Here is a 10,275-nt window from a genome sequence, read left to right on the forward strand (position 1 = left end):
CCACGGCAACGGCGAGCCGCCGTCGCTGCGCGCCTGTTGTTCGGCCAAACGCTGCTGGGTCGAGGCCAGCTCGCTGTCCTTCAGCGCGATCAGCTTCTGTTGATCCTTCTGCAATTTCTCCAGCTCGGCGACCCGGCTCTTGAGTTCGGCCAGCTCGGCCTCGCGCGCGGCGAGGGTTTCGTTGGCCTGCTGGATCTCCTGACGCATCATGTTGCCCTCGCCTCCGGCGCTGAGGCCGGATTGTGTTCCGGCCTGGGTCGCGCGGCTGGCGCCCGGCGGCACGATTTCCAGGCGCGCATCGCCGCCGCGCGCCGCGTTCTGCGCCGCCGGCGCGACCGGCGCCTTGACGACGGCGGCGTCGGCTTCCAGGCCGATCGGCTGCGGCACCGGCTGGCGCGCCTGGCGCCACTGCTGGACCTGGGCCCGCACCAGTTCGCTGGCTTCGCGCGGGTCGATCGCGGCCACGCCGTCGGCCGGCAGGCGCAGCACGGCGCCCTGGCGCAAGCGGTTGATGTTGCCGCCGATGAAGGCTTCGGGGTTGGCGCGCAGCAGCGCGATCATGGTCTGGTCGAGGCTATGGCCGCCGGCCAGGTCGGCGGCGATGCCCGACAAGGTCTGACCGCGCGCGACCGTCACGCCGCCCTCGGCATCGACCGCAGGCGCGGGCGGACGCGCTACCGGGCGCTCGATGGTGCCGGCGTTGGCGCGCGCCGGGGCCGGCATGGGCGCCGGTTCGGGCTGCATCGCGATCGGCTCCGGCGCGGCCGGCAGCGGGCTCGGCGGTGCGGCGCCGATCAGGTTCGGGTCCTGCGCGCCGAGCTGGTTCTCGACCGCCAGCGGGTCGGTCTGCTGCGGCTGGGCGCCGAACGGCAGCGGCGCGTCCAGCGGACGTTCGATGGTGTTGGACGCGGCCCCGGTCGGGGCCTGGATCGGCGGCTGCATCGGCGCCGCGGCGGTGCGCGGGGTGTCGATCAGCGCGGAGTACTCGCGGGTCAGGCGGCCCTGGCCCCAGTCGACTTCGATCAGGAAGGTCAGCAGCGGCTGGGTCACCGGCTGGCTGCTGGTGACCCGGATCACCGGCTTGCCGGCGGCGTCCAGGGCCAGGGTGAAACGCAGGTCGGTGACGATGCCCTGCGGCGGCTGCAGGCCGATGCGCTGGAAGGTCTCCGGCGACGCCAGGCCGGCGCGCAGCTGGGCCAGTTCCTCGCGGTCGCTGGAGATCACCGGGATTTCCGCCAACAGCGGCTGGCCCGCGCGCGACTTGACTTCGATCTGCCCCAGGCCCAGCGCGCAGGCGGCGCCGCTGGCCAGGGCCAGGGACAAAGCCAGTGCGGTGCGTGCAAAACCTGAGGTCACGGACGATCCCAATCTCGATGTCAGGCGGCGACTCTAGCGGTCGATGGGCTGAATGCGCAACGCGTTGTTAAGTTTGCGCTATCGCGGCAAGGATGCAAGCGGCACCGTCGCGGTTTGGAAAGCGTTGCCTGCGGCGAAGCGCCCTCGCATCCGCCCCGCTCCCGCGCCTCCTTCCAAGCCCTGCCCTTCGACAAGGCGAACGGCGGGAGCGAAGCGCTGTTACCGCGCCCGCGCGCGGGCGGCCGCGCAAAAAAAATCGGGCCCCGCGGGGCCCGATCGATCGCTCTGTCCGGCGCCGCACCAGCGGCGCCGGACAGGGCCGGCTCAGCGCTCGTTCCAGACCAGTTCCGCCAGTTGCACGGCATTGGTCGCCGCGCCCTTGCGGATGTTGTCGGCGACCACCCACAGCGACAGCCCGCGCGGATGCGAGATGTCGTCGCGGATGCGGCCGACGTAGACCGGGTCGTTGCCGGAGGCGTGGGTGACCGGGGTCGGATAACCGCCGCCCTTGGCCTCGTCCACCACTTCCAGGCCCGGCGACCGTTCCAGCAAGGCGCGCGCGTCGGCGGCGCTGAGCTTGTCGCGGGTCTCGATGTGCACGGCCTCGGAATGGCCGTAGAACACCGGCACCCGGACCACGGTCGCGTTGACCCCGATGCTGTCGTCGCCGAGGATCTTGCGGGTCTCCCAGACCAGCTTCATTTCCTCGGTGGTGTAGCCGTTGTCGGTGAAATCGCCGCCGTGCGGGATCACGTTGAAGGCGATCTGCACCGGGTAGATCTCCGGCTTGGCTTCCTGGAAGTTCAGCAGCGCGGCCGTCTGCCGGCCCAGCTCCTCCATCGCCCGCTTGCCGGTGCCCGACACCGACTGGTAGGTGGCGACGTTGATGCGTTCGATCTTGGCCTTGCGATGGATCGGCGCCAGCGCGACCAGCATCTGCATGGTCGAGCAGTTGGGGTTGGCGATGATCCCCAGCGGGCGGTTCTTCGCCGCTTCCGGGTTGACCTCGCTGACCACCAGCGGCACGTCGTCCTGGTAGCGGAAGGCCGAGGAGTTGTCGATCACCACCGCGCCGGCGGCGGCGAACTTGGGCGCGTACTCCTTGGACACCGAGCCGCCGGCCGAGAACAGCGCGATGTCGACCCCGGCGGGATCGAACTTGGCCAGGTCCTGAACCACGATGGTTTTGCCGCCGAACTCGATTTTCTCTCCCGCCGAGCGTTCGCTCGCCAACACATGCAGCTGACCGATCGGGAATTTGCGTTCGGCCAACACCTTGAGCATGGTTTCACCGACCGCGCCGGTAGCACCGACGACGGCGACATTGCAGGACGTCTTGGCGTTCATCTGTTCTCAGTTACCTGACTAGTGGGGACCGCCGGACCCATTTCCGGCGGGTGTTGCTTTTTGATGCGGGGATTGGAGATTCGGGATTCGGGACTCGCAAAAGCACCCGATCGCGCCGCTCTAATCCCTAATCCCGGCCTTGACCAGCGACGGCGGACGACCGGCATTCGGCCCGTGGCCCAGCGCGGCGATCAGGTTGTCGACCGCCAGCGCGACCATCGCACGGCGCGTGGCCAGGCTGCCGCTGGCGACGTGCGGGGTCAGCACCACCCGGCGCTGCTGCAGCAGGCGCGGGTTGAGCGCGGGCTCGCCCTCGAACACGTCCAGGCCGGCGCCGGCCAGGCGGCCCTGCTCCAGCGCGTCGCACAGCGCGTCCTCGTCGACGATGCCGCCGCGCGCGATATTGGTCAGGGTCGCGTGCGGGCGCAGCTTGGCCAACGCCGCGGCATCGATCAGACGATGCGACTGCGGCGAATACGGCAGCACCAGGATCAGATGATCGGCGCGCGCCAGCAGTTCGTCGAAGCCGACGTACTCGGCGGCGTGCTCGCGTTCGACCTGCGGATCGAGCCGGCTGCGGTTGTGGTACAGCACGCGCATGCCGAAACCGCCGGCGCGGCGGGCGATGGCGCGGCCGATCCGGCCCATGCCGAGAATGCCGAGGGTGGCGCCGTGCACGTCGCCGCCGAGCAGCACGTCGAAGCTCCACTGCCGCCACTGGCCCTCGCGCAGCCAGCGCTCGGCCTCGCCGATCCGGCGCGCGGTCGCCATCATCAGGGCGAAGCCGAAGTCGGCGGTGGTCTCGGTCAGCACGTCGGGGGTGTTGGTGACCAGGATGCCGGCCGCGCTCAGCGCCGGCAGGTCGAGGTTGTTGTAGCCGACGCCGACATTGGCGATCGCGCGCAGGCGCGGCGCTGCGGCGATCTCGGCCGCGCCGATCGGGTCGTTGAGAGTGACCAGGGCGCCGTCGGCCGCGGCCAAGGCCGCCGCCATCGCCGCCGGCGCGTGCCGGGTCACCGCCGGCGTGGCGGTCACCTCGAAATGCTCGCCCAGCCGCGCGACGATGTCGTCGAACAGCGGTTGCGAGACCCACACGCGCGGACGCTCAGTCATCGCCGTGCGCGTCGCCGAAGCCGGGCGCGGCGGGAATGCGCGGAGCGACCTCGCCGACGTCGCCGCATTGGGCGCGGTGGCGCAGCGCCTGGTCCATCAGCACCAGGGCGACCATCGCCTCGCAGATCGGCGCGGCGCGCATCGCCACGCAGGGGTCGTGGCGGCCGGTGGTGACCACCTCGATTTCGTTGCCGTGCACGTCGACGCTGTGCCCGGGCAGGCGCAGGCTCGAGGTCGGCTTGAACGCGGTCGAACAACGCAGCTGCTGGCCGGTGCTGATGCCGCCGAGGATGCCGCCGGCGTGATTGCTGGCGAAGCCGGCGCGCGAGATCTCGTCGCGGTGCTCGGTGCCCTTCTGCGCGACCGCGGCGAAGCCGTCGCCGATCTCCACGCCCTTGACCGCGTTGATGCTCATCAGCGCCGCGGCCAGCTCGCCGTCGAGCTTGCCGTAGATCGGCTCGCCCCAGCCCGGCGGCACGCCGTCGGCGATCACGTCGACGCGGCCGCCGACCGAGTCGCCGGACTTGCGCAGCGCGTCCATGTAGCTTTCCAGCTCGGCGACCTGACCGGCGTCGGGCCAGAAGAAGGGGTTGTCCTCGACCGCGGACAGGTCGTAGCCGCGCGGCACGATCTCGCCGATCTGGGTCATGAAGCCCTGCACGCGCACGCCGTAGCGCTGCGCCAGCCACTTCTTGGCGATCACCCCGGCGGCGACGCGCATGGTGGTCTCGCGCGCCGAGGAGCGGCCGCCGCCGCGCGGGTCGCGCAGGCCGTACTTCTGCCAATAGCTGTAATCGGCATGGCCGGGGCGGAACTGTTCGGCGATCGAACCGTAGTCCTTGCTGCGCGCGTCGGTGTTGCGGATCAGCAGCGCGATCGGGGTGCCGGTGGTCAGCCCCTGATAGACGCCGCTGAGGATTTCGATCTCGTCGGCCTCGCGCCGCTGCGAGGTGTGGCGCGAACGGCCGGTCGCGCGGCGGTCGAGGTCGTGGCGGAACGCTTCCGGCGCGATCGCCAGCCCGGGCGGGCAGCCGTCGATCACGCAGCCGATGGCCGGGCCGTGGCTTTCGCCGAAGGTGGTCACGGTGAAGAGCTTGCCGAAGCTGTTGCTGGACACAACCGGGATCCTGGTGCGAGCCGGCAGGCGCCGGCATGGGCGGAAACGATGATGGAGGCCGCGCGTGTGCTGGAGATGAAGCCGGCGCCGCACGCGAAGGCAGGGCCTGGAAAGGCGAGCCCCGATGGTATGACGCCGGGTTTGCGCACGGAAATGACCGATTGCGCGTTCGTCATCACCCATCGATCCGGCCGGCGTCCTTCGCGTCCGCTCGGGACCGCGCATTGCGCAGGCGAGGCGGGACGCGGAGCCGACCGGCTCAACCTTAGCCGAGCGTCGCGGTTTCCGCTGTAACCAAGCCTGCCGTTCGCGGTCGAAGGGCGCTCGGGCCATGGCCGGCCTGGTTCGGACCGGCTCCCGTTCGGCCGGCGCCGGAGAGACGTGGGCAGGCACGACGCGAGCGCAAACGCCACCGGACGCGGCGAAGCCGCTGCGGATTCCGGCCGGTCTGCGCCGGGCGTTGCACTGAAGGGGTCAGCGCTCGCGCGGCGTCGCGGCGGCGGCTTGAGGCCGCCCCGCTACCGACCGCCGACGCGCACGATTCAGCCGCGCGCGTCGGCGAGGCGTTTGATCCGCTCGTGGTGTTCGACCAGGTCGTGGCGCTCGGCCACGAAGATGCCCATCTGGCCGACCTTGAATTCGACCCAGGCCAGCGGCAGTTCGGGCAGCAGTTCGACCAGGGCGCGCTCGGCTTCGCCGACTTCGCAGATCAGCAGGCCGTGTTCGCTGAGGTGATCGGGGGCGTCGCGCAGGATCTTGAGCGCGAGGTCCAGGCCGTCGTCGCCGGCGCGCAGGCCCAGTTCGGGCTCGTAGGAATATTCCTGCGGCAGCGCGTCGGTTTCGTCGTTGGTGACGTAGGGCGGATTGGTCACGATCAGGTCGAAGACCTCGCCCTGCAGGCCCTTGAACAGGTCGGACTTGCGCAGTTCGACGTTGTCGGCGTGCAGGCGCTGGCGGTTCTCGGCCGCCAGCGACAGCGCGTCGTCGTTGATGTCGGCGCCGATCACCTGCCAGTCCGGGTGGTAGTGCGCGGTGGCGATGGCGATGCAGCCAGACCCCGTGCACAGGTCCAGCGCGCGGCTCACCTCGCGGCCGCCGAGCCAGGGCTCGAAACCGGCCTCGATCAGTTCGGCGATCGGCGAACGCGGCACCAGGGCGCGGCGATCGCTCTTGAAGCTCAGGCCGGCGAACCAAGCCTCGCCGGTCAGGTAAGCGGCCGGGATGCGCTCGGCGACGCGGCGCTCGAACAGCGCCAGCACGGCGTCCTTCTCTTCCGTGGTGACCCGTCCCTGGCCGTACACCGGGCCCAGGTCGTGCGGCAGATGCAGGGCGTGCAGGACCAGTTGGGTCGCTTCGTCCAGGGCATTGTCGTAGCTGTGGCCGAAGGTCAGCCCGGCCGCGTTGAAGCGGCTGGCGCCGTAACGGATCAGGTCGACGAGGGTCAGCTGTTCGAAGGAGACGGAAGCGGGCACGGCAGGTCCAGGGCGAAGCAAGACGCCCAGTATAGCCGCCGGCCCGGGGATTGGCAGGAGCCGCCCCGGGCGCAGCGCCTGTATCGAGCGTCCGGCCAGCCCTCCTCTGTGAAAAAGGGAGAACGGCAAAGGAGGCCCCGCAACACAGCGGTTGCGGCCGGCAGGGGCAGGGCCGATACCGCGCCGCCGGAGAACCCCGCGCCCCGGCGAGCGAACCCGGCCCCGCCTTCGCCGGTATCATGGCCCGGCTCTGTCATCGGACCTGCCATGTTCAATCGCACCACCGCCATCGTCCTGCTGGTCGCCGTGCTCGCCGGCGCCGCCGGCCTGTGGGTGTCGAGCCGCTACTTCGGCTCCGTCTCCGGGCCCAAGCTGCCGCAGACCACCGCCGTGCGCCTGTTCGATCCGCCGCGCACCCTGCCCGCGTTCTCGCTGCGCCAGTCCGACGGCACCCAGCTGATTCCGGGCGAACTCAAGGGCCACTGGACCCTGGTGTTCCTCGGCTTCACCCACTGCCCCGACGTCTGTCCGACCACGCTGGCGCAGATGTCGGTGGCGCAAAAGCGCTGGGAGTCGCTGCCCGAAGCGAGCCGCCCACGGGTGCTGTTCGTGTCGGTCGACCCCGAGCGCGACACGCCCGACCGGATCGGCGAATACGCGCACGGCTTCCACAAGGACACCCTGGCCGCGACCGCCGACGTGCCGGCGCTGGAGGCTTTCACCAAGTCGCTGGCGATGGTGTTCGCCAAGGTGCCGGCGCCCGCCGGCGCGCCCGCCGACCAGTACACGATGGACCACAGCGCGACCCTGGCCGTGCTCGATGCGCAAGGCCGCATGGCCGGCCTAGTCCGGCCGCCGTTCGATCCGAACGCAATCGCCGCCGACATGGTCGCCCTGTCGGAGGCCGCGCCGTGAGCCTGGTCACCACCCTCACCTACGTCCTGCCGCACCGCTTCCTGTCCACATTGGCGCGGGTACTGGCCTACTCGAAAAACCCGCTGGTCAGCCGCTGGCTGATCGACACGGTCACCGAAAAGTTCGGCGTCGACCTGAACGAGGCCGCGCAGCCCGATCCGCGCGCCTATCCGACCTTCAACGCCTTCTTCACCCGCGCGCTCAAGCCCGGCGCGCGGGTCGCCGATCCCAATCCGCGCAGCCTGCTGATGCCGGCCGACGGCCGCATCAGCCAATGCGGACCGATCCGCGACGGGGTGATCTTCCAGGCCAAGGGCCAGTCCTTCACCGCCGCCGAACTGCTCGGCGGCGACGAGGCCGCGGCGGCGCCGTTCCGCGACGGCGCGTTCGCGACCGTGTACCTGTCGCCGAAGGACTACCACCGCGTGCACATGCCCTGGACCGGCACCTTGCGCGAAACCGTGCATGTGCCGGGGCGCTTGTTCAGCGTCGGCCCGGACGCGGTGCGCAACGTGCCGCGCTTGTTCGCGCGCAACGAGCGCCTGGTCTGCCACTTCGACACCGACTTCGGGCCGATGGTCCAGGTGATGGTCGGCGCGCTGCTGGTCTCGGGCGTGGAAACGGTCTGGGGCGGGGTCGAGATTCCGCACTACGCCGACCGGGTCACGCGCAAGGACTATCGCGGCCGCGGCATCACGCTGAAACGCTTCGCGGAAATGGCGCGCTTCAATTACGGCTCGACCGTGATCGTGCTGCTGCCGCCGGGCGTGGCCGAACTCGACCCCGGCCTCAGCGCCGAAACCCCGGTGCGCCTGGGCCAGGCGCTGGCGCGCCGCAACGCCTGAGCCGCGCCGCCTACATCGCCGCACGCCGGCGGGAGCGGTCCGCTCCGCTCCCGCCGCCTCGAATCCACTGACGACGCTCCCATGGAGGGGACCCATGTTCGACCACCTGCGCCCGCGCGGCATCGCCGTCGCCGCCCTCGCCCTGAGCCTCGCCGCCTGCGGCGCCAAGAGCGAAACCGAGCAATTGGCCGAACTGCGCGACGGCCTGGCCTATACCCAGTACCGGCGCGTTTCCGAATCCGGCCTGCCGGCCGCGCTCGACGCTTATCGGCTGGGCGCGCAATGGAGCGGCAAGGCCGGCGTGACGGCGCCGGAGCTGCCGCCGCTCGGCGCCGCCGATTTCTGCGTCGCCCATCTGCTGCTCGCCTACGCCGCGCTCGGCGCCGACAAGAGCACCCTGGCGGTGGCCGAAACCGACATCGTCGAGGCGCAGGACTGCGCGCCCTTCGACGACCTCGCCGCCGCCTCGCTGCGCTCGGTCGCGTTCCATCGGCTGGAATGGCCGCAGCTGGCCCAGGCCGAGAGCGACCGCGTCTGGGCCGCGCCGCGCGCGGCCGGCGCGGAAAAGACGCCGGCCGGGCAGATGCTCGCCCTGCACCTGGGCCTGGGCTATCTGGCGGTCAGCGAAAAGCGCTGGGACCGCGCCCAGATCCATGCCGATGCGCTCGGCCAGCAGTTGCGCGCGCCGTGGCTGGGCAAGATCGCCGCCGCCGGCGTGGCGGTGCAGGAAGGCCGCGTCGGCGAGGCGCTGGTCGAACTCAAGCGGCTGAGCCAAGACTCCAGCGTCCCGGTCGGCGTACGCAAGGAACTCGCTGCCCTGATCGCCCAGGCCGAAGCCAAGGGCGGCGACGTCGACTCCTTCGCCTTCATGCCGCGGTTGATCGCCACCCTGACCTGGGACGCGGCCAAGCAGCACGGCCCCGCCGCCGTGCGCGCCGCCGCGGGCCTGGCCGACGAGCAGACGCTTCGGCCGATGGGGGAATCGTTGCAAAAAGGCGTCGGCCAGGCCGGCGACGCCGCCGGCCACTGGTGGAACCAGGCACGCGAGGCGCTGGCGCCGTCGGCCGATGCGCCCGCCGACCGGGCCGCTCCGGCGCCGGCGGGTTGAAGCCCACTCCGGTTCGCCTGCTCCGACCGCGCCGCGCAGGAACGCGGCGGCGGCTCCCGTGCCGCCCCAAGCCTGAGCCAGGGCCCGCTCAGCTCCGCGCCAAGGTCGCCGAGCGTCCGATCCACCACTGCGCCGCCCAGTAGCTGACCAACACCAGCGCCTGAGCGGCGGCGAACGGCGCGGCAAAACGGTCGATGGCCAAGGTCGCATCGGACAGCACGAAGCAGGCGCCGCCGAGGGCCGCCGCCGCGCCGGCCGGGTCCGCACGCGCGCGCCACACCGCCGCCGCTTGCGCCGCCATCGCCGCCAGCACCGCAACATAGACGATCACCGGGATGCGCAACTCGCCCGGCAGATGCGGCCACAGCACGTACAGCACGCTGCCTGCGAGCGCGGCATAGGCCAGGAACGGCCACGCCGCCGCGAACGGCCGCGCGCGCCTGCACAGGCCGACCAGATAAGCCACGTGCGCGCACAAGAACGAAGCCAACCCGAACACGAACCAATCGCCGGGCAGCATCAGGAACACGTCGCCCGCCGTGGACAGCAATAGGCCGGCGACGATCGCGCGCCGGTAACCGGGCTCGGCCGCGGCGCCCAGGCGCAGCACCATCGCCGCGATCAGCAGCGTGGCCGCGGGCTTGCACAGGTAATGCAACCACGGCGCCGTGTAGGCGCCGACGATGGCGAGGGCGGCGACGCTCGCGACCCACGGCCACCACGCCGCCGCGGACGGCATCGACGAACGCATCGGTGAGCTGTGCATCGGTTCGGACCCCCTTGGCGTACGGCGGCGGCCGCACAAGCCGTGCAGCTTAGCCGGACAACACGACGCCGGCCCGCGAACCCGCGCAAGCTTCGTACCGCAGCGGCCGCGATCCGTCTGATCTGCCGCAGACAAGCCGAAGCCCCTCAACGCATCGCCCGACCGCCGCCGCACTGCAAGCCCCTCTCCCGCTCGCGGGAGAGGGGTTGGGGTCAGGGCAAAAAGCCGGCAGCGAA

At 71.2% G+C, this 10,275-nt stretch carries 9 protein-coding genes; 3 read left to right on the top strand and 6 right to left on the bottom strand.

Annotated features, from left to right (window positions below; translation table 11 throughout):
• From TX83_RS16120 to prmB, 5 genes are all read right to left on the bottom strand, one after another.
• A partial coding sequence (locus TX83_RS16120) for a type IV pilus assembly protein FimV (protein WP_315851270.1) occupies positions 1–1,356 on the bottom strand: 1,356 nt, incomplete at its 3' end.
• Between the two features lie 324 nt (positions 1,357–1,680).
• The gene (locus TX83_RS16125; protein WP_064748993.1) at positions 1,681–2,703 is read right to left on the bottom strand and encodes an aspartate-semialdehyde dehydrogenase; all 1,023 of its coding nucleotides are present in this window, start codon (positions 2,701–2,703) and stop codon (positions 1,681–1,683) included.
• A gap of 120 nt (positions 2,704–2,823) precedes the next feature.
• On the bottom strand, positions 2,824–3,816 hold the full coding sequence (locus TX83_RS16130; protein WP_064748994.1) for a 2-hydroxyacid dehydrogenase: 993 nt from the start codon (positions 3,814–3,816) through the stop codon (positions 2,824–2,826).
• The gene (gene aroC, locus TX83_RS16135; protein ID WP_064748995.1) at positions 3,809–4,933 is read right to left on the bottom strand and encodes a chorismate synthase; all 1,125 of its coding nucleotides are present in this window, start codon (positions 4,931–4,933) and stop codon (positions 3,809–3,811) included. Before aroC ends, TX83_RS16130 begins: the two co-directional genes overlap by 8 nt.
• Before the next feature lie 542 nt (positions 4,934–5,475).
• A complete protein-coding gene (prmB, locus tag TX83_RS16140; RefSeq protein ID WP_064748996.1) occupies positions 5,476–6,405 on the bottom strand; it encodes a 50S ribosomal protein L3 N(5)-glutamine methyltransferase in 930 nt (309 codons plus the stop codon).
• A 267-nt stretch (positions 6,406–6,672) separates the two neighbouring features.
• Here prmB and TX83_RS16145 point away from each other — a divergent pair, with 267 nt between their 5' ends.
• The 3 genes from TX83_RS16145 to TX83_RS16155 all read left to right on the top strand — a co-directional run bounded on the left by TX83_RS16145 (position 6,673) and on the right by TX83_RS16155 (position 9,273).
• Complete coding sequence (locus TX83_RS16145; protein ID WP_064748997.1) at positions 6,673–7,320, top strand: SCO family protein; 648 nt, start codon at positions 6,673–6,675, stop codon at positions 7,318–7,320.
• Positions 7,317–8,165 (top strand): archaetidylserine decarboxylase, encoded by an 849-nt coding sequence (gene asd, locus TX83_RS16150; protein WP_064748998.1) that lies wholly within the window; start codon positions 7,317–7,319, stop codon positions 8,163–8,165. Before TX83_RS16145 ends, asd begins: the two co-directional genes overlap by 4 nt.
• Before the next feature lie 94 nt (positions 8,166–8,259).
• A complete protein-coding gene (locus TX83_RS16155; protein ID WP_064748999.1) occupies positions 8,260–9,273 on the top strand; it encodes a hypothetical protein in 1,014 nt (337 codons plus the stop codon).
• 88 nt (positions 9,274–9,361) lie between these two features.
• Here the strand turns inward: TX83_RS16155 and TX83_RS16160 are convergent, their stop codons facing one another.
• Positions 9,362–10,039 carry a lysoplasmalogenase gene (locus TX83_RS16160; protein WP_261370155.1) on the bottom strand — a complete coding sequence of 226 codons (678 nt, stop codon included), beginning with the start codon at positions 10,037–10,039 and terminating at the stop codon, positions 9,362–9,364.
• Positions 10,040–10,275 lie beyond the last annotated feature (236 nt).

It is taken from the genome of Lysobacter antibioticus HS124, assembly GCF_000336385.2.
Lineage (GTDB): Bacteria > Pseudomonadota > Gammaproteobacteria > Xanthomonadales > Xanthomonadaceae > Lysobacter > Lysobacter firmicutimachus.

What these genes read in the sequence shown, in the direction of transcription:
- TX83_RS16155 (WP_064748999.1), top strand. Translation starts at nt 8,260, where the DNA reads ATGTTCGACCACCTGCGCCCGCGCGGCATCGCCGTCGCCGCCCTCGCC.
- TX83_RS16130 (WP_064748994.1), bottom strand. Translation starts at nt 3,816, where the DNA reads ATGACTGAGCGTCCGCGCGTGTGGGTCTCGCAACCGCTGTTCGACGAC.
- TX83_RS16145 (WP_064748997.1), top strand. Translation starts at nt 6,673, where the DNA reads ATGTTCAATCGCACCACCGCCATCGTCCTGCTGGTCGCCGTGCTCGCC.
- TX83_RS16125 (WP_064748993.1), bottom strand. Translation starts at nt 2,703, where the DNA reads ATGAACGCCAAGACGTCCTGCAATGTCGCCGTCGTCGGTGCTACCGGC.
- TX83_RS16160 (WP_261370155.1), bottom strand. Translation starts at nt 10,039, where the DNA reads ATGCACAGCTCACCGATGCGTTCGTCGATGCCGTCCGCGGCGGCGTGG.